General features: G+C 37.2%; 22 protein-coding genes. 8 read left to right on the top strand and 14 right to left on the bottom strand.

The features are described 5' to 3' along the window. Nucleotides 1-278: 278 nt before the first annotated feature. The 5 genes from IPI99_05465 to IPI99_05445 all read left to right on the top strand — a co-directional run bounded on the left by IPI99_05465 (nt 279) and on the right by IPI99_05445 (nt 3,548). Nucleotides 279-647, top strand: a complete 369-nt coding sequence (locus IPI99_05465; protein MBK7339958.1) for a VOC family protein — start codon at nt 279-281, stop codon at nt 645-647. A gap of 396 nt (nt 648-1,043) precedes the next feature. Beyond that, nucleotides 1,044-1,562: an ester cyclase gene (locus tag IPI99_05460; protein ID MBK7339957.1), complete on the top strand. Its 519-nt coding sequence runs from the start codon at nt 1,044-1,046 to the stop codon at nt 1,560-1,562. Between the two features lie 146 nt (nt 1,563-1,708). After that, complete coding sequence (locus tag IPI99_05455; protein ID MBK7339956.1) at nt 1,709-2,578, top strand: NmrA family NAD(P)-binding protein; 870 nt, start codon at nt 1,709-1,711, stop codon at nt 2,576-2,578. Nucleotides 2,579-2,582: 4 nt separating this feature from the next. After that, the gene (locus IPI99_05450) at nt 2,583-3,161 is read left to right on the top strand and encodes a DUF1211 domain-containing protein (GenBank protein ID MBK7339955.1); all 579 of its coding nucleotides are present in this window, start codon (nt 2,583-2,585) and stop codon (nt 3,159-3,161) included. A gap of 12 nt (nt 3,162-3,173) precedes the next feature. Beyond that, nucleotides 3,174-3,548: a hypothetical protein gene (locus IPI99_05445; GenBank protein ID MBK7339954.1), complete on the top strand. Its 375-nt coding sequence runs from the start codon at nt 3,174-3,176 to the stop codon at nt 3,546-3,548. Nucleotides 3,549-3,602: 54 nt separating this feature from the next. Here the strand turns inward: IPI99_05445 and IPI99_05440 are convergent, their stop codons facing one another. The 9 genes from IPI99_05440 to IPI99_05400 form a co-directional block, all read right to left on the bottom strand. Continuing rightward, nucleotides 3,603-3,950, bottom strand: a complete 348-nt coding sequence (locus IPI99_05440) for a helix-turn-helix transcriptional regulator (protein MBK7339953.1) — start codon at nt 3,948-3,950, stop codon at nt 3,603-3,605. Between the two features lie 225 nt (nt 3,951-4,175). Then, the gene (locus tag IPI99_05435) at nt 4,176-5,549 is read right to left on the bottom strand and encodes a YHYH protein (GenBank protein ID MBK7339952.1); all 1,374 of its coding nucleotides are present in this window, start codon (nt 5,547-5,549) and stop codon (nt 4,176-4,178) included. A 61-nt stretch (nt 5,550-5,610) separates the two neighbouring features. Beyond that, entirely contained in the window at nt 5,611-6,618 is a 1,008-nt protein-coding gene (locus IPI99_05430) for a c-type cytochrome (GenBank protein MBK7339951.1), read from the bottom strand. Beyond that, the gene (locus IPI99_05425; protein ID MBK7339950.1) at nt 6,615-7,289 is read right to left on the bottom strand and encodes a hypothetical protein; all 675 of its coding nucleotides are present in this window, start codon (nt 7,287-7,289) and stop codon (nt 6,615-6,617) included. The genes IPI99_05430 and IPI99_05425 overlap by 4 nt, the downstream gene beginning before the upstream one ends. Before the next feature lie 151 nt (nt 7,290-7,440). Next, on the bottom strand, nt 7,441-7,626 hold the full coding sequence (locus tag IPI99_05420; GenBank protein MBK7339949.1) for a hypothetical protein: 186 nt from the start codon (nt 7,624-7,626) through the stop codon (nt 7,441-7,443). Between the two features lie 269 nt (nt 7,627-7,895). Continuing rightward, nucleotides 7,896-8,804 carry a DUF2974 domain-containing protein gene (locus IPI99_05415; protein MBK7339948.1) on the bottom strand — a complete coding sequence of 303 codons (909 nt, stop codon included), beginning with the start codon at nt 8,802-8,804 and terminating at the stop codon, nt 7,896-7,898. A gap of 98 nt (nt 8,805-8,902) precedes the next feature. Next, nucleotides 8,903-9,127 (bottom strand): hypothetical protein, encoded by a 225-nt coding sequence (locus IPI99_05410; protein MBK7339947.1) that lies wholly within the window; start codon nt 9,125-9,127, stop codon nt 8,903-8,905. 458 nt (nt 9,128-9,585) lie between these two features. Next, on the bottom strand, nt 9,586-10,248 hold the full coding sequence (locus IPI99_05405; protein MBK7339946.1) for a mechanosensitive ion channel: 663 nt from the start codon (nt 10,246-10,248) through the stop codon (nt 9,586-9,588). A 537-nt stretch (nt 10,249-10,785) separates the two neighbouring features. Further along, the gene (locus IPI99_05400; GenBank protein ID MBK7339945.1) at nt 10,786-11,505 is read right to left on the bottom strand and encodes a pirin family protein; all 720 of its coding nucleotides are present in this window, start codon (nt 11,503-11,505) and stop codon (nt 10,786-10,788) included. Nucleotides 11,506-12,192: 687 nt separating this feature from the next. Here IPI99_05400 and IPI99_05395 point away from each other — a divergent pair. Further along, nucleotides 12,193-12,909 (top strand): hypothetical protein, encoded by a 717-nt coding sequence (locus tag IPI99_05395; protein MBK7339944.1) that lies wholly within the window; start codon nt 12,193-12,195, stop codon nt 12,907-12,909. Nucleotides 12,910-13,117: 208 nt separating this feature from the next. On the opposite strand, the gene IPI99_05390 is transcribed toward IPI99_05395, so the two are convergent. From IPI99_05390 to IPI99_05370, 5 genes are all read right to left on the bottom strand, one after another. After that, nucleotides 13,118-13,411 (bottom strand): hypothetical protein, encoded by a 294-nt coding sequence (locus IPI99_05390; GenBank protein MBK7339943.1) that lies wholly within the window; start codon nt 13,409-13,411, stop codon nt 13,118-13,120. A gap of 99 nt (nt 13,412-13,510) precedes the next feature. Next, complete coding sequence (locus IPI99_05385; GenBank protein ID MBK7339942.1) at nt 13,511-14,008, bottom strand: gliding motility lipoprotein GldH; 498 nt, start codon at nt 14,006-14,008, stop codon at nt 13,511-13,513. A 6-nt stretch (nt 14,009-14,014) separates the two neighbouring features. Continuing rightward, entirely contained in the window at nt 14,015-15,169 is a 1,155-nt protein-coding gene (gene dnaJ, locus IPI99_05380) for a molecular chaperone DnaJ (protein MBK7339941.1), read from the bottom strand. 6 nt (nt 15,170-15,175) lie between these two features. Continuing rightward, nucleotides 15,176-15,724: a nucleotide exchange factor GrpE gene (locus IPI99_05375; protein ID MBK7339940.1), complete on the bottom strand. Its 549-nt coding sequence runs from the start codon at nt 15,722-15,724 to the stop codon at nt 15,176-15,178. Between the two features lie 64 nt (nt 15,725-15,788). Beyond that, nucleotides 15,789-16,313 carry a TlpA family protein disulfide reductase gene (locus IPI99_05370; GenBank protein MBK7339939.1) on the bottom strand — a complete coding sequence of 175 codons (525 nt, stop codon included), beginning with the start codon at nt 16,311-16,313 and terminating at the stop codon, nt 15,789-15,791. Between the two features lie 264 nt (nt 16,314-16,577). Between IPI99_05370 and IPI99_05365 the strand changes: the two genes are divergently transcribed. Both IPI99_05365 and IPI99_05360 read left to right on the top strand, forming a co-directional pair. Then, the gene (locus tag IPI99_05365) at nt 16,578-17,474 is read left to right on the top strand and encodes an ROK family protein (GenBank protein MBK7339938.1); all 897 of its coding nucleotides are present in this window, start codon (nt 16,578-16,580) and stop codon (nt 17,472-17,474) included. Nucleotides 17,475-17,773: 299 nt separating this feature from the next. After that, nucleotides 17,774-18,253 (top strand): hypothetical protein, encoded by a 480-nt coding sequence (locus IPI99_05360; protein MBK7339937.1) that lies wholly within the window; start codon nt 17,774-17,776, stop codon nt 18,251-18,253. Nucleotides 18,254-18,272: the final 19 nt, after the last annotated feature.

Below are 18,272 nucleotides of genomic sequence, written 5' to 3'. Positions count from 1 at the left end.
TATCGGCCTTCCTTGCGCCAATATACTTGCCTATCTCAAATGCGCAAATCAAAGAACAAATCCAGCTTTTTCCTGAAAAATACAGGATTGATCAGACTACATCAAGTCTTTATTCTGTCTGCCTCTGGGAGAATGGATATTACAGATCCAGGCATTGGCCATTTATTATGAACCGGGTGATTTTATAGAAAATTTGCTCACATTTCAAATATGGGTATCTTTGACCCACATGAAATAGTGCTTTTATCTATTTAAAAAGTTTAAAATTATAAATTAAAATGAAAAGGGTAACGGGAATTGGTGGCGTTTTTTTCAAATGTAAGGATCCAAAAGCAGTGACTGAATGGTACAAAAATCATCTTGGACTAGACACAAACCCTTATGGCGCGACTTTTGAATGGTATGAAAGTGCGGACAGCACTAAAAAAGCACAAACTCAATGGTCACCTTTTGCTGAAAGCTCCAAGTACTTTGAAAAAGAATTTATGATCAATTACAGGGTGGAAAACCTAGTGGAGTTAGTAGAAGAATTGAAAAAAGAAGGCGTGACCATCCTTGACAATATTGAGACATATGATTATGGAAAATTTGTTCACATTCTGGATGCTGAAGGGACCAAGGTGCAACTATGGGAGGCAGTAGATTAAAACTTAATTTGTAGTTGGAATTTTCTAAGGAGTCAAATTAATTTCAAACTCAAATCACAATTATCTAAATATTTATTGAGCCGGAAATCAGATGGACTGAAAAGTTCAAAATTGATTGTAAGCGTAAACATATCAAGCGAGGAATCGAAATGATTCATTATGAAAACTATCATCATTTAAGTCGGAAATTTTCAACTATTATTCTAAGGTGAATCCACTAGAGAAGGAATGAACAGCGAGATTTAATCCTATTTAATTTTCTTGTAACAAATACATTCCCGGAAAATATCAAACCTTAATGATACTTACCAAAAAGGTATTACTTTCAAATTGGTTAGTATGACACATTGGAATAGTAAAGAATTTACCTTTGTCGGCTTAAAATTATAATCAACAATGAAAAAAGTAATTTATTGGGCATTGCTCACAGTATTTCTAGTTTCTTCTGCCCAGGCACAAACATCAAAACATTCAAGTAAAAAACATTTAAAAATGAGTATTGACGCAAACAAAGAAATCGCTTTGTCACTTTCAAAATCTATTATGAAAGGAGATTGGGCTAAAGTAGAAGATTTGCTTTCAGATGATTTCCAGTATTTTGGGGATGGTCAGGCTGCCATAGGAAAGAAAGAATACATCTACTTCATGAAAGAAATTCTGAGCAAGGGATTCACCAATATGGATATGCACTTTAATCGCGTAGTGGGTGAGGCTGATATGGTCGCCGTAGATTACACCAACTTCATGGACAACTCTGGTGTTTATTTTGGAATTCCCGCGACAGGTAAGCGCATAGCATCTACAGGACAATTCATGAGGCAAATAAAAAATGGTCAGGTTGTGGCAGAATGGCAGACCACAAATACATATGGCATGATGGTCCAACTTGGTGTAATTCCACCTCCAAAAAAATAATCTCAATCGATTATTCTGCAACATTCCACCTGAATAAACAGGTGGAATGTTTTATTTTAGAAATATGGATAAATGTATACGGATGATTTAAACCAAAATTAGATTGAACCGAAAAGTATTATTTTCAATTTATAAAACTTAAATATATGTCAAAGAATATAAGCATTATTGGCGCCACAGGGATGATTGGAATTCCTGTAACAAAAGAGTTAGTCAAAGCGGGTTTTAATGTCACTGCATTGGTAAGAAATCCTGAAAAAGCGAAATCAATTTTTCCAGCAGGTGTAAATTTTGTGAAAGGGGATTTGGACGATAAAAATTCAATCGGGCTTGCTCTTGAAAATGCGGATGGACTGTATATCAATATTTCAACCCGCCCTACGGATAAAGAAAACCAGTTCAATCCTGAAGCTCAAGGTTTAGACCATATCATATCTGCTGCAAAAACCAATGGCAACATTAAACAGATTGTTCTTTTATCATCCTTTCTGGCGCGCAATTATCAAGGTAACTGGTGGGTTTTCAATTCCAAGAAATCAAGCATTGACAGAGTAAAAAAATCAGGGATTCCTTATACTATTTTTTATCCTTCAAACTTCATGGAAAATCTCATTTCTGAAGGGATGAAAAGAGGAAATAAACTCAATTTTATTAACGCTTCGGTAAACCATAAATCCTGGTGGATTGCCGGTGAAGACTTTGGCAGAAATGTCGCACAAGCTTTTTTGACAGAAAAAGCTTTGGATCAAGAATATCCTGTGCAGGGACCGGAAGCTCTGACTATGCAGGAGGCTGCTCAGAAATTTGTCGGTGCCTATTCCAAGGAAAGGCTTTCAGTGGGATCTATGCCATACGGAGTATTAAAATTTCTCGGATACTTCATACCTCAAATGAAGTTTGTCTCAAAATTAATGAATGTAATGATCAATAATTTTGAGACATTTGAGTCTCAAAAAACCTGGGACCAATTGGGCAGACCTCAATTGACCGTAGAAGGTTTTGCTCACAAAACATAATTGGATGAAAAAAGGAAGAATAGAAGCATTTAGTGATGGTGTCTTGGCCATCATTGTCACGATCATGGTACTGGAATTGAAAATTCCCCATGGCAATTCCTGGTCTGATTTACTGGCTTTATGGCCTAAATTTTCAAGCTATATCCTGAGCTTCTTGATGATCATCATCTATTGGAATAACCATCATCATGTTTTTCAAACAGTTGAGAAAGTAAATGGAAAAATCCTTTGGACCAATGGCTTGCTACTTTTCTTTCTTTCTCTCGTACCTTTTGGCACTGCTTGGATGGGCGAATCGCATTTTGATTCTACACCTGTGGCTTTCATTGGGATCATTTTCCTTCTTTCCGGGTCAAGTTATCAATTACTTACCAAGTTTATTATAAATGAGCATGGGCAGGATTCAGTACTTGCCAAAGCTATGGTAAATGATATCAAGGGGACAATTTCATTGGTGGTTTATATCCTGGGCATACTTATCTCTTATTATTATCCTATCGTTTCGGCAATTCTATATCTCCTGGTGGGTATTATGTGGCTGATTCCTGATAAACGTATCGAAAGAGAATTTCGAAAAAACTGATTCGTATTATTTATGCGCAAGACAGCATTATCCATTTCTCTGAGTATGATTTGGATTAGCATCTCAGAGTTTTATCGCAATTCAATATTGTTGCACACCATCTGGGCATTACATTACCAAAATTTAGGAATGTCGTTTCCGGAAGCTCCTGTCAATGGCCTTATTTGGGGCGTATGGTCTTTGATATTTGCAATCATCATTTTCATCTTGTTTCAAAAATTTAATTTTTGGGAGACCTTTATCCTGAGTTGGGTAATTGGTTTTTTAATGATGTGGTTGGTGATTGGAAATTTGGGTATCTTGCCTCTTTCTATATTACCATTTGCTATTCCATTGAGTCTTTTGGAGGTTTTTATCACCATCCATATTTTCCGATTTTTTAAATGACCACGTTTTTTCCAGACAAAGTATAGATAATCAGTAAAGATTATTTAATCGTATTTATTCTACTTCAAACTTTGATCCATACGAACTCATTGCTTCCATAATTGGAAGCAATTTTTTACCTTCTTCGGTGAGACTATATTCAACTTTAGGTGGAACTACCTGATAAACTTTACGATGAACTACGCCTTGTTCTTCAAGCTCTTTAAATGTCTGTGAAAGCATTTTGTCGTTTATAGTGACCAGTGTTCTTTTCATTTCACTAAATCTCTTCGTGCCATTACGCAGATTCCAGATTACAACACCCTTCCACCTTCCTCCCACAATTTTCAATGTCAGATCTACAGGACAATAAAAGTAAGTACCATTGAGCTTATACCTTTTCAATTTTAGAATTTTATGCAAAAGTAAATCTTAGTGATTCACTTACTAAAGATACAGTGCTTTCATTTTAGTAAGCACACATTGAGTCAGGCAGAAGCCTTCAAAAATCCGATCCCTCTTAGCTGTTTTTGAGCAATAAACCCAAAAAACATTTCGACTTAAAACAAAATTCCCGGATAGCAACTCATCATTAATAATTAATATTTGCTAATTAAAGATCCGTTGATTTACCAAAAAACTATTGGTTTATTTCTGTAAAACAAGCTTTTCAGTTTGGAAATGATTTCCATACTTGATTTGTATAAAATAAGTTCCTGCATACAATGTCTGAATATCGAAATAAGCGATCGTTTGCCCTTTATCAATAGTGGTCTGGCTAATCATCTTTCCTTGTAAATCAAACAAACTCAGATCTATATCATTTGGATTAAGTCCTTTGACTTGGATCGCAATCAGGTCTGAAGCCGAAACGGGTATAATCTTTATATCTATATTTTCTGACGAAGGATTTTGATTGGACAGAACCGGATTATAAACCGTCGTTGTTTCGGAAATTGAACTCACTTTTGTTCCTGTTTTAACACCATAATATTTAGGTCCGACTATGTATGGGTAGGCAGAGTTGTGCTGTTCGTCAACGGTGGCAAAATAGCAGTAAGTTCCTTTAGGATACTCCGGAGTCACGCAGAAACGGCCATTGTGTGCGTCCAGATAGCTTGGATCATTAGAATGAGAAATCCATTCGTAATCTTCACGAAAAGTTCCCAGAGGGTAACTGGTATTGACAGCCGGGCCATCAGGTACATCTGTACCATCGGCATGATGGGTCCTTACCGTTATTTTACGCAACTGATAACCGGATTTGATCCGTGTGATCCCGCCAGATCCATCAGTATTCGCGTACCCATAAGCTCCATAAACAGGAAATCCATCGTAAGCAAATCCCAACAGCGGAGAGTGCTTTGTAGGATCAATAACGTACAATCCGTCGGAATCATAAAGATTACAAATATTTGAAATCACAGTTTTGTCCAGGTCAAAGGCACTTGGATTCTGGTGATGATGGTAGTTTGAACCGGCCGGGTGCCCCTTCGCACAATCAAATCCTTTCTTTTCAAAAACGATTGCGTCACGATACCAAGATTGTGTAGTGCCGGGACCTCCCGGACAAGGTGCATTTCCCGGGCCACCGCACCAAGAATTTGTGTTGGTATTCCATGCTACATCATCCCTGAAATCGAACATAGCCACACCATTGATAAAGATACCTATGTTTCCTCCCTGAGTTGCGGTTTTCGTACCTGTATTTTCGGTTGGATTTAACGGCAATTTAAAGATAGCATTCTGATTACCGGCTTGATTGGGGTTTCCATCCAAATAAGGACCGACATGATAAGCCGGCATTCCAGTCGCATGGACATACACATTGTTTGCAGAGTATTCTACCGACTGACAATTGACCAAAATTCCATGTGAGACAGGTATTGAATTCCCTGAAACATAGTAATACCCAGTTTTTGATTTGTTTTGCAACCAACTCGATATGGCCGGATTGATTTGCGAAATAGCCGTTGTTAAGCTGATGCTGATTAGGGCTATGGCTAACAAATTATTTTTCATTTTTCCTGATAGTTTTTGTTTGAATTATAAAGTACCCAACCAAAAGTCATAATAAATGCTTTTACTTCAACAAATGTTTCGGATCGAACACAAATTCTTTGTCCGATAAAGTTAGAAGAAAAGCGATTAAGTCAACTTGATCATTTGGGTTTAAAATGATTGCCTTGCTTGCTTTCTCCGAACTATCCAATTTGGTGTTGAAATCCCCTGCATAATGGTGAATTACTTCTTTTAACGTCGCAAACCTGCCATCATGCATATATGGATATGTAAATACTAAATTACGCAAACTGGGTACTTTAAATTTCATTCTGTCTTCTTCTAGTAGTGTCACTCTATATCGCCCCTGATCATTTAAATCCGGGTCAAGCGCAAGTCCATTTTTTTCGAATGAAAAGTTTGAAAACAGAGGTTCCGTATGGCACCGATTGCAATTCTTCAAAAACAGTTTATACCCTTTTTCCTCCTGCACAGAAAATTTCTCCTGTCCCTGCACGACCCTATCATATTTTGAGTTTGCAGACACTAGTGTAAGCTGGTATTGAGCCAAAGCTTTCAAAATTTTAGCACTGCTTATACTGGAGTCCCCACATGCCTCGAAATACAGATTGCGGTAAAGAGTTATTGCTTCGATTTTTTGGATTACTTCATTGATGGAGCTACCCATTTCAGCTGCATGAGATATTGGTGCCAGAGGCTGGACATCGAGATGATTGATGGCTCCATCCCACATAAAAGATTGCTGCCATGCAAGATTAAAAAGAGCAGGCGCATTTCTATTTCCAATTGAATCATGAATACCGTGACTCAATTCATGATCCGTATGAGCAAAAGCATTGAAAGGCGAGTGACAAGAAGCACATGAGATCGAATTGTTAGCAGATAATTTAGGGTCAAAAAATAAACGCTTTCCAATCTCTACCATCAAGCTGTCCGGTGGATTGTCTTGAAAAGGATAAAAAGGTACAGGAAAGTGTGAAGGCTGATAGGGAAAAATATTACCGCAAATCCATCTGAACGACATGAATCCTAAGGCAATAAAGGCACACGAATAAATGAACGTTCTCATCTACAAGTCTTGAACATGTGAACTAAGTCATCAGCAATTTTCACTGCTGGTTCTCCGGGCGACATAACCTGATATGTATTGGTGAGATCAATTCTTCTCACTAATTCATCTAAAGCCAGCACGACACAAATATTACTATCCTCTTTCACATCCAAGCTCACTTCTCTCTGAGTTTGGTATGGTGTTAAATATCCACCGATATGCCAATAAAATTTATGGCGTCTTGCCGGGCAATTGCTTGACCTTCCCTCCAATTTAAAATTGATATAACCACTCTGCCAGGTCCAGTACATTCCCTTGATCGGATCTAGAACTCCATCCAGGACACCCGAAACATTGAGGAGGCTATCGATGCCGATCTTAAATCGCAGTAAATTGAACTTACCCTCAAATTGCAATGGAATTCTTAAACTGGAAGCATCTGACATATCTAACAAATATGCCTTCTCGTCAGACCTTAAAACCAAAGAATCATTATCAAACAACTCAAGATGAGTGATGTAAAATTTTAATTTATCAAAGATCAATGTATCACCTTCGATGACATAATTTTGACCTGGGAGTACGTCTTCAGATTGACAAGTAATCCTAAAATCAACAGAAGATAAATCCTGAGAATGTAAATTCTCATCTATCATCAATAAAAATAATATAATAACAAATCTAAGCATTTGATGAATTAATAAAAAGGGTCTAAGCAATCACTTTTTTAATAATCACATGGAAACATTTACCCTTCAATAGATGAATCCTATAATTCAAATTGAAACATGTAAAAATAAAACTTTTATTCATTTGCTTTTTCTTGTTTTGCAATAAGTTTTAAACAAGGTATCCTTTGCTATTCACTTTCAAAATATGTCTTTTCGCATCTTCGTAAAATTCACTTTTCCCAAGATGGTTCATGGTCAGAAACTCAACATCTCTGTTAGCTGCCTCGAAATGATATACTTTGGCTTCCTCCAGACTCATTTCAGTAAACTCCTGTCCCCTTGCATGAAAATACATTACAATAAAATACTATAACAAGAAAATTCCGTAAGACTTTACTGTCTATTTGGCTACAAAGGTAGTGAACATTGCCCGCAGACAAATTCAAGAAAGCTACTATTTTTTGATCTAACCAACAATGTGGAGAGAATGCCGTCGCTTACAAAAAGAGTGACCAGGAAACAAAAAGCGACATTTCTTCAAGTGTTGAGTAAAATTTTTCTCAGTTTAATTTCAAAATATCAAAGCTTGCCCTGCAAAAAACAAAACCTCAAATTTGATTGCCATCAATCAGACAATTTCATCCAGGAAATGAGGGAATCCTGCTCCACCAAGCTCCAAGAATGTGGATTGATATCGCCATTGGCACGTTTTCCCTTATTTGCACTTTTGACGATGTCACAAGACTGAGTGTCTAACGAGTGAAGGTATTCAAAAAATCGTTCATTCATCCGGCTATTCGTATAGTTGTAATCCCGCGATCTGTTGATCTTGTGCCATTCAGGTGATGGTTCAGTATAAATTCTAATCCGATAATCATTTAACCGATGAAGCCCGGTATGAGAATTTTGAGAGTACGTAAAAGGTGAAAATACAGTATACATACTATCATTTTCCATTGGATCACCTAAAGTATTTTTTAAAACAATGGTCAAATAATTGGCTTCTTGAATCGCAACATCATTGGCATTTAGCTTGATGTCATTTTGACAGTTCAAGAAGAGTTGTTTCAAATCCAAAGGAGCATCAACAGAAAAAACGGCTTTGACATTTCTACTACCGTGAGTACTCATATAGTCACATTGCAATAAAGCAATATTACCACCGCTGCTAAATCCGCCCATATAAATCGGATCATTCTTTAAATGATGAAATTGAAATATGGTATCAATTTGAATTCTCAACTTTTCCTTCTCCTCCTCAGAAATAAAAAGTCTTTGATTGTAATTCAAAATAATAGTCGTCACTCCCCGATCATCAATGCCCATTAAAAATTGTGCTTCCTCCCTAGTTTTTTCAATATCACAAAAATAGCAAGGAAATAAAATCAATATTCCTTTTTGTTTTGAAGAAATTTGAATTCCATAATTTTCATTTTTAAACCAGGTAGATTTTACCTTACTTCTACAAGTAAATGACCCAAAAAGTAAAATAATGAAAGTCAGAATTTCTATTTTTTTCAATTGATTTATCATTAAAACCCAAATTTAAAATTGTAAGACGAAATTTATTCTTATTGTATTATAAAATATCATACTTTATTCCACTAAACAAGATCTGATATATTAAGGAATCAAAATGCTCGATCCCTTCCAAACCTTGAATCATTAAACTTTTCAATACTTGTTTCTTCCGGATAAAGCCATATTTCATCTATGTCTCCGTCATCATTCAGGTCTGCATCTACATCTCCCACTTCATCCCCCGTGGTATTGATACATGTGGAGTTCGCCAAGGCTTTTTTGAAGGTAGAATCCGGCATATGTATGATCTTTCCGTAGCTAAGTATTGGGGACATGAAATAAATAATAAGCCATAAGCACTGCATAGTAAATGAATTAAAATTATCATACTATAAATTTAAATTAAAGTCCTCCGGCACAATAATGAGATTCACAGGTAAAATTCTATTGCTTCTATTCATGAGGAATTAAATCCTATCACAATTCTCCTTAGCTGCATAAATATAGCCAAAATTGCATGGTATTAATTTTGGGTTAAATTAAATATCTGGAACAGTTTCCTTGTAGAAGTAGGTTGAAATATCCTTCCTACATCCGGCTCGCATTGGCTACAGAATAGTTGGATAATAACTAATTTATTAAAGAATTTAAATTACCAAACCGGACTATACCCTGAGTATTATATTTGCCTGAACTTAAATCAATTCGTCTGATAATAATTATTCCAAATCTTCAAACCAATCTCTTTAGTACATTACAACAGCGAGTTCACTTTCAAACATAATACAGATGATCATTCGCTTTTGATATGAACAACCCTTTGAGGAAAAGGGATATGAATATTGTTCTCCCTTAGTGTTTTCAATATCTCGAGCCTAATGTCGCTTTTTAATCTCTCCACTCTAAAAACTTCGTTGGTGTAAAAAAATACAGAAAATATTAATGCGGAATCTCCAAAGTCATCAAATCTTACAAAGGGTTCGGGTTCCATCAAAATTTTTTGATTTTTTTTCACTACTTCTTTTAATAATTGCATCAACTTGGGAACATCTGTGGTATATTCAATTCCAAGTGTAACTCTAAATCGGGAAGAAACTGCACTATGCGTCCAGTTCACAACCCTATTGCTCGTAAGCTCGGAATTTGGTAAAATGATATAATTTTCGTCTCTTCCCAAAACTGTAGTAGTTCTAAAATTTATCGCCTCCACTTTATAAATCATGGAGTTTACTTCAATGATATCTCCTACCTTCAGTGTACCATCCAGCAACAACACAACTCCTGAAATAAAATCATTGAAGAGGTTTTGCAATCCGAATCCCAAACCAACAAGCAATGCCGTTGCCCCGGCCATTAAGACAGATACATTAAATCCAAGCAAATGTAAACTGATGACCCATGAAACTGAAATGATAATGTATCTGAAAAGTTTGGAAATAGAAAACTTCTTTGCAATATCCAAGGTCTTGCTTTTGTAAATGATGTGCTTGCTCACAACCAGCAAGAATATCACCAGCCCAACAAATATTATAAAACTGATGACATTGTGAATTTTTAAGGTGTACTCTCCAATTTCAATTAGATTCGATTGTAAAAATTCCTTCATAGACTTTCATGGTTTGGGGCAAAACTCTAAAGACAGATTCTTATACATTCTTCAGAAAAGTTTTCAGAAACCCATTATAAAAATTTCAAAAAACACTAAGAATTTCTTCTTTCCGGTTGTCCTGAGAGTTTAAGGTATAATAAGTAATGACAAATCAACCCTCCAATTGTTTATTCACTAAACATAGAAATAACTGTGTCTATGGGTATCCAAACATCTCATTAATTTTGCATAACCAATATCATATCTGAACAGGTATCAGGTAAGAATCTATTCAAAGTTAAAGGCGTCCAATAGATCTGGTGAATAGCAATTCATGACAGGCTAACTGGTCCATACTACCTTGGAGCATAAACTTCAAAATTTCTCTATCGGAGAAGGGTTGATTCATATACTCATTGGTAGTTCCATCAACAATAATTCTGCATCTTGACTTTCTGCTTTTATTGAAACCGCTTCTGTATCCCAAAGGCCTAAGCCGTCTCTTTGATTGAGAGATATACCATTGATGTTTACTTCTCCCTGAAGCACAAATCCATATACGCCATGATTACTATCCTTCAATTTATAATCCATTTGAAAGTTGTTGTCAAATTTACTGAGATAAAACCAGGCATTTTGCTGAATCCATACTCCCTGATCATCAGGATTTGGCGAAACGATTTGTTGAAATGTGTTTCGACGATCTGAAGGATTTAGAGTCATTTGATCATAACGAGGCTGCACATTTTTTTTGTTTGGGAAAAGCCAAATTTGTAAAAATTTCACCGGCCTGTCTTTGTGTTTATTGTGCTCACTGTGAGTGATCCCGGTTCCTGCACTCATTACCTGTATATCCCCGTTCTTGATAACCGCTACATTACCCATACTGTCTCTATGCTCCAGATCACCTTCCAGAGGAATACTGATGATCTCCATATTATCATGAGGATGCGTTCCAAAGCCCATGCCGGCCCCAACAGTGTCATCGTTAAGGACCCTGAGAACTCCAAAATGCATTCGCTCAGGATTGTAATAATTTGCAAAACTAAAAGTATGATAACTGTCTAGCCAGCCATGCTGTGTATGACCTCTTGTTTCGGCATTATGAATTACAAATTTGTCCATTATCTTTGAATTATTATTTCCATTAATCGAATGTTCTGCTTAAAGGAATCATTCCACTTTTTCTGAGTAACAAATTCCGAACCTTCAAATGATGTGAAGTTACGAAATTTAAACGACTTGTTCCAGATTAAACTCAATTTAATCCTCTAATAAATAATACACAAGTAGTCATGGTTTATATAAACTGTAATGAGGTATCATTCTATCATGAATCAGATTATGGAAGTATATTTTGTTTTTGCATAAGCCCGTTTTGTGCATTTGATATTCAATGTGGCATTGCAGTGGACAGTTGGGTACACTAATTTTTTCCTAATACAAGATTTAAGGTGTATTTGATTGAGTTCATTTATAGACTTTTAATTTATTGTATAAGAACGTTTTCCAATTCATAGATACGAGTAGGTTTTCGGCTAAGGATATTGGAGGCAAAAATATGCTGCACACTAAAAGTAATGCAATGAAAAATGCCAAATGATACCATCCTGGTAAAAGAGTTATCAAGTCATGATCTTGAAACTAAACTCATAATCTCCATAATAAAAATATATACTTAATTCCTTCGTTACAATTCTTATCCTTATCTAGTTGGATTTGGAACTAAATTTGCAATTGCTGACTTAATTCGAAATTCAGATTTTCTAGGCTTTAAATAAATAATCAAATACAGAACGATCAGGACTTATTATGAATATACTAACTATTATATTCGTCTTTACTTCAACCCTAGTGATTTCTTCATGTAAGTCACCGGATTTGGCTGTTTCAGGCAATGCCAAGGAAAATAGGTCAGATCTTAAAGCCACAAAAAAACAGCATTTTCGCTTTAACCAGGTGATTAGATTTGGTGACTACTACAGCTCAAAAGTAAAACGAAGCTGGCCAAAGCATAGTTCGGAATTTGCTTTGAAATTTCAAAAAAAAGCAGAACAAAAATTGAGTTTTACACAATATACTCCATTCGGAAAAACTGCCGCAGTGATGGCTATAAATCATTTGAGCAATAGGGAAATAAAAATTTTCAAGGATTTATTTTCATATTCGCTGCTGCATCAAAACACTTTCATCGGCACTGTCATACCTACGAACGATGAATCAAAAAATTGGAATTTTGTCATTCATGATCCAGAATCCGGATCGTCCAATGATCTGAAATGCGGTATGATTAAAGATAATTCTGACAATATAATAATGATCAATAGGGTAAAAAAATTAAAAGGACAATCCAACTGGGTTTTGCTTGACAATTTTGGTTTTGAATTCATCATGAACGGATGGACAGTTTGTGCCGTTTCGACAATTAATAACGGGCGGATCTGGTTGAAAGATGATATTGAAGAAGATCTCAAATTAGTCCTTGCCAGCATTTCCACTGCTTTACTTGTCCGACAAAGCCTGTACTAGTTGCCTGAATGCTGTCACTGAAGACTTTCACAATTCTGAGTACAGAATGCAGTTCCATGCAAAATGCTGTGCACGAGACAGGTCCTTCAAACAAAAATCCGGATGGAACCTGCAAACATTAATTTTAAAGAAAATTTCTCCTTTTGCAAAAGATTCAACTTATCCTGAAAGTTAAACCCAGATTTTACAGATGAACGTAGCTTAACATTTACTTCATCAAAATGAGTTGACTATCCTCTGTCGCATTTACCCAATGTTTGACTCCGGGAGCTATCTTTATAAAATCCCCGCTACACAACTTATACTGACCTTTGTTTTCGTCTTCATATATTACCACTCCTGACACACAAAGTAATATTGCATCTATTGGAGTGCTATGCTCTTTAAGAACACTGTCTTTCTGAAGATGAAGTGCTGTGATTTTTCCTTCAATGGTCTTAAACAATGGCTGTGCTGATACATTCTTTTCTGGTGAATGCAACCCTTCAAGATTGTGCTTCATACCTTTCAGTTTTATGGTCACTTTTTTTCAAAACGAATTGTGCAAACCATTTATTCAAAATACTGAGCCATTTATCAGAAAAATGACTCCTTGTTGGTTTTACTTTTGATCTTTCTGTCCTAATTTAAATACCTGAAGTCCAATTTTCTTTAGGCCAATGTAAGGATCTACACGAGAATTTTGTTGAATACTTAATTTGTATTTTCCCAATTGAGGAAATCTGGCTTTTTCCTGCAAGAGCAGTTCTAATTTACAATTAGCTCCTGTCGTACATTCCCCGTAAGGTTTACCATTTTCCTGAAGCAGCTCCAATGAAACATCTGTCGCTGAAATGAGTGTTTGGTCAGGATAAACTGTCTTACATCTGACATAAATATTTTGAAAAGGAATACTCAAGTCATGATCTACAACAAGAAGGAGTCGATAGAGTGATGCTGTATCCTCAATATTCCATTCAAATTCCAGAACTTGGTTATAAGTCCATTTTTCATCTTGAATATCAATAGAATTTGAATAAACTCTGTCTGATTGGCAGCTCTGCAAACTGAATATTACCAGCATAAGGCTGATCGACAGGTAAACAATTCCGATTTTCATCTTTATCTAATGAAAAAACTCCTTCATTCGTTCAAAAAAGCCTTTCTCTTCCTTACCCGGATGTGGCTGAAAATTGTTCATTCCTCTCATCTTCTCAAGAATAATCTTCTCCTCGTGTGTAAGATTTTTAGGTGTCCAGATATTGACATGGATGAGGTGGTCTCCTTTTTCATAGCCATGTACAGAAGGCATACCCATTCCTTTGAGACGGAAAATTTTACCGCTTTGCGTCCCGGGGGGAATTTTGATTTTTACTGTCGATGATAATGTGGGAACTTCGGATTGTATTCCGAGCGCTGCATCTGCGAAATTGATGAATAAATCGCTGTGAATGTTGGAGCCATCCCGAGAAAAAGTCTCATGCGGTTTTTGTTCGATGATGACGAGAAGATCTCCTGCGGGACCTCCTTTGCTCCCAGAATTTCCCTTACCCCTCATGGATAGTTGCATATTGTCTTCTACACCAGCAGGGATTTGGATTTCGATAGTTTCTTCTCCGGTCTCCACTCCACTTCCTCTGCAGACATTACACACATTGGCGATCTGCTGACCCGAGCCATGACAAGTGGGACAAGGAGCTGTAGTCTGCATTTGACCCAGGAAAGTATTTTTGACCTGTCTCACATATCCGGAACCATGACAAGTACTACAAGTCCGAACAGACTTAGCGTCTTTTGCGCCAGATCCTCCACAGACTTTGCAGGACAGCTGTTTTTTTACTTTTATCTTTTTGTTAATGCCGGTAGCCATTTCTTCGAGGCTCATTGTCACTTTGATACGCAGATTGGTCCCTCTTTGTCCGCTTGAGCCTGATCTACCGGACCTTCCTCCAAAAAAGGATTCAAATGGATTGCCGGCGTCTCCAAAGATGTCTCCAAAATGGGAGAAGATATCGTCCATATTCATACTGCCACCGCCCCCAAATCCCTGATTGGGATCCACACCAGCATGTCCGTATCTATCATAGCGAGCTTTCTTGTCTGCATCACTTAGCACCTCATATGCCTCCGCTGCCTCTTTAAACTTATCTTCAGCTGCTTTGTCACCGGGATTTCTGTCGGGATGATACTGCATAGCAACCTTCCTGTATGCTTTTTTTATAGCATCCGCATCGGCTGATTTTGTCACGCCTAATATCTCGTAATAATCTCTTTTTGTCATCGGTTCTTATTTGGCTACCACCACTTTTGCATAGCGGATGATTTTGTCATTCAGTAGATACCCTTTCTCCAGGGTATCAAACACCTTACCCTTCATCTCCTCAGACGGAGCAGGGAATTCCGTTACAGCCTCGTGAAGCGAAGGATCAAATACTACGTTTGTGCTATCCATAGCTTCTAATCCTCTTTGCTTGAGCAAGAGCAAAAGTTTGTGATAAATTAATCTCATACCTTCCGGAAAAATCTCAGTGTTCTTTTGATCCTCGGCAAGTTTTTGGGCGCGTTCAAAGTCATCTAATATGACCAGTAAGTCAGCCACAAGGTCCTGAGAGGCATTTTTGATATAGTCATTTTTCTCTTTGTAGCTCCTCTTCCTAAAATTGTCAAATTCAGCAAAAAGGCGTAGGTACTTGTCCTTCTGATCTGCCAACTGCAAGGCTAAATTTTGATCTTTAGTCCCCATGGAATTGGCGTCCGCCTCTTCTGACCCCAAAGTCTGATCTTCTGTATTCTCGAGGATTTCGTTTTCTATTTTATCTTTTTCTTCATTCATCATCTTCAGTGATTTAATCCTCAGAACACATCAATAGTCTTGCCACAGTGAATTTCAGGCCATTTTGTCAGTTTTTGATCGTCTGAAATGCCAAATAATCATCCAAGTCTTCAATAGAGGGGTCAGAGAGTACGATCAACCCGTCGGGTCTAATCAGATATTTTGTTGGGATCTGGCGGATATTAAAGAGTTTGGCCAGAGGAGCAGACAACGATTGGTCCTGTATGATTTGGTCCGGCCAGATCAGTCCATCTTTACGAATCGCCTCAACAGCCTGGAAACTATCGCGCTCCAGAGCGATGGAAACGAATTCTATGTCAGTGGCATTCTTGTATGCTTTTCCTTTATAGCGCTCGTACATCATCACAAGTGCAGGATTTTCATGTCTGCAAGGGGCACACCAACTACCCCAAAAATCAAGAAGCAGATACTTCCCTCGGTATGTACTGAGATCAATCGATTTTCCGGTAGTTGTCATAGCACTAAACTGAGGGCAGGGCTGGCCCAGAACAAGCATTGGCTTGAAATAAAAATACCTCACCAATACCGCCAGGAAAATCAAAGCCAGAATAATATACAAGTTTTTTTTCACAGACTGAATATTCAATTTTCATCAAGAATGTCTCGCAATGGAGAAACGGAGGAATTGAAGGCGGCAACACATTGAAATGATCTCTTCCAATACATCTTCGTTTGTTTGCTTCGGACGATAAAGTTCAATATCCGTCATTAAATCTCCCTCCCCAGAAAGTTTCGACCTGATAATAACATCACACAATACAAAATGATCTGGTTTTTATCGCAAAATAAGTTTCCTTGTCATGATCTTTGCCGGTAGAGATTAAAATCAAAGAATATGTACCATTGGGGAATTGATATGGGAGGCACCAAGATTGAAGGCGTGATCATCCGAAAGGAGCCCAAACTGGAGATCTTACAGCGTATAAGGGTCGACACTGAACAAGAGTTTGGATATGATCACGTTCTCGGACAGTTCAAAAAACTCGTCACACTTCTGCGAGAAAAAAGCGGACTCCAGACAAGCCACATCGGTGTAGGAACACCAGGCACTATAGATAGTGTGTCCAAAGTCATCAAAAACAGTAACACGCAGTGTATAGTTGGAAAACCTATGGTGGGCGATCTGCAGGAACTTCTGGATTGCCGCATTACCATGGCCAATGATGCAAACTGCTTTGCGATGGCAGAAGCCAGTCTTGGAATCGTACCGGATTATTTGCAAAATCCTGAGGTAGTCTTTGGGGTCATCATGGGAACCGGTGTTGGAAGTGGAGTCGTAGTCAATGGAAAAGTCATCAATGGACGTCATGGAATTGCCGGTGAATGGGGTCATAACCGTTTAGCTGAAGAAGGTCCCATGTGTTATTGTGGCCATAACGGTTGCGTTGAGACATTCATCTCAGGACCTGCCTGCCAATCACATTACAAGAATCTGACAGGCCAAACTATTCCCATGGCAGAAATTTATAGTCGGTATCTGTTGGGCGAACCTGAGGCGACACAAACTGTACAGCGATTGGTAAAATATTTTGGAAAAGCAGTTGCCATAGTGATCAATCTTATCGACCCCGATGCAATTGTATTGGGTGGTGGATTGGGCAATTTAGACGTACTCTACAATGAGGGAAAAGATGAAGTCAAAAAACACTTGTTCAACAAATCTCTTGAAACACTTTTTCTTAAGCCCAAATTGGGAGACAGCGCAGGAGTCATTGGAGCAGCCTTGCTGTGAATTTTCAATGAAATGAGTGCTGCTATTCTGAGCATAGATGATCGTCTGAAACTTTATCCTCCTCATTTTAAAAATTGAAATCTGTTCCGCTCAAAAAACAATGCAGCAATTTCTAGTCCGATGAGGTATATTAATTAAATTCACAGGAAACACTTCTGGAATTCTAAAAGATTTTAACACATTATTAAAATTAGCTAAGTAAAAGAGGGGCCTATTCAATCTACATTTGCTTGATATATTTATATGAAATTACATTGTTCCACATACAATCAAGCATTATAAACAAAATCGATTAGAAAATGAAAAATAATACTTCTGGCTCAATTGAAATTCTATTTAGACAATCGTGCAAGATGTGTGGCTTCTTCTTCATTTCTGTGATCGCCACGATGCCTTTAGCTCACTTACAACAAACATGTATTGACCAGAACGGCGCAATTTCCACCATCTTTGAAACTGGTCTAATTAAGACGATTTTTCACTCGGATGGTAAGCAATTGACAGTATTCGCCAATGAAGCTTGCAAAACGGCCTTTCACACGAAAAGGAAACAACCCACAATATTGGATAATGGGATCACAAAAACAATCATTCAACCTGTAAATAAAAAACAGTCAAAAACCAATTCAAAAGTAAAAAAAGTAAAATCGCAAAACGAGAATCCAGGAGTACAAAGTGCAGAATCAAATGCTCTAAAATCCGAAACGAAGGAAAAAAGCAAGAATAAAAATAAAAGAATAAAAGAAGCGCAATCTGCAGAATTCAACATTTATAAGTGAATTTACACCAATCTAATGG

It is taken from the genome of Saprospiraceae bacterium, from assembly GCA_016710235.1.
Classification (GTDB): Bacteria; Bacteroidota; Bacteroidia; order Chitinophagales; family Saprospiraceae; genus Vicinibacter.
Note: the sequence above shows the minus strand (reverse complement) of the source record. Positions and strands in the feature narration are given on the sequence as shown.

Excerpts from the sequence above, each read along its gene's own strand:
- IPI99_05420 (MBK7339949.1), bottom strand. The coding sequence starts at position 7,626 with ATGTATTTTCATGCAAGGGGACAGGAGTTTACTGAAATGAGTCTGGAG.
- IPI99_05395 (MBK7339944.1), top strand. The coding sequence starts at position 12,193 with ATGAATATACTAACTATTATATTCGTCTTTACTTCAACCCTAGTGATT.
- IPI99_05415 (MBK7339948.1), bottom strand. The coding sequence starts at position 8,804 with ATGATAAATCAATTGAAAAAAATAGAAATTCTGACTTTCATTATTTTA.
- dnaJ (MBK7339941.1), bottom strand. The coding sequence starts at position 15,169 with ATGACAAAAAGAGATTATTACGAGATATTAGGCGTGACAAAATCAGCC.
- IPI99_05430 (MBK7339951.1), bottom strand. The coding sequence starts at position 6,618 with ATGAGAACGTTCATTTATTCGTGTGCCTTTATTGCCTTAGGATTCATG.
- IPI99_05445 (MBK7339954.1), top strand. The coding sequence starts at position 3,174 with ATGCGCAAGACAGCATTATCCATTTCTCTGAGTATGATTTGGATTAGC.
- IPI99_05365 (MBK7339938.1), top strand. The coding sequence starts at position 16,578 with ATGTACCATTGGGGAATTGATATGGGAGGCACCAAGATTGAAGGCGTG.
- IPI99_05375 (MBK7339940.1), bottom strand. The coding sequence starts at position 15,724 with ATGATGAATGAAGAAAAAGATAAAATAGAAAACGAAATCCTCGAGAAT.
- IPI99_05435 (MBK7339952.1), bottom strand. The coding sequence starts at position 5,549 with ATGAAAAATAATTTGTTAGCCATAGCCCTAATCAGCATCAGCTTAACA.
- IPI99_05425 (MBK7339950.1), bottom strand. The coding sequence starts at position 7,289 with ATGCTTAGATTTGTTATTATATTATTTTTATTGATGATAGATGAGAAT.
- IPI99_05455 (MBK7339956.1), top strand. The coding sequence starts at position 1,709 with ATGTCAAAGAATATAAGCATTATTGGCGCCACAGGGATGATTGGAATT.
- IPI99_05460 (MBK7339957.1), top strand. The coding sequence starts at position 1,044 with ATGAAAAAAGTAATTTATTGGGCATTGCTCACAGTATTTCTAGTTTCT.
- IPI99_05400 (MBK7339945.1), bottom strand. The coding sequence starts at position 11,505 with ATGGACAAATTTGTAATTCATAATGCCGAAACAAGAGGTCATACACAG.
- IPI99_05385 (MBK7339942.1), bottom strand. The coding sequence starts at position 14,008 with ATGAAAATCGGAATTGTTTACCTGTCGATCAGCCTTATGCTGGTAATA.
- IPI99_05410 (MBK7339947.1), bottom strand. The coding sequence starts at position 9,127 with ATGTCCCCAATACTTAGCTACGGAAAGATCATACATATGCCGGATTCT.
- IPI99_05360 (MBK7339937.1), top strand. The coding sequence starts at position 17,774 with ATGAAAAATAATACTTCTGGCTCAATTGAAATTCTATTTAGACAATCG.
- IPI99_05390 (MBK7339943.1), bottom strand. The coding sequence starts at position 13,411 with ATGAAGCACAATCTTGAAGGGTTGCATTCACCAGAAAAGAATGTATCA.
- IPI99_05465 (MBK7339958.1), top strand. The coding sequence starts at position 279 with ATGAAAAGGGTAACGGGAATTGGTGGCGTTTTTTTCAAATGTAAGGAT.
- IPI99_05450 (MBK7339955.1), top strand. The coding sequence starts at position 2,583 with ATGAAAAAAGGAAGAATAGAAGCATTTAGTGATGGTGTCTTGGCCATC.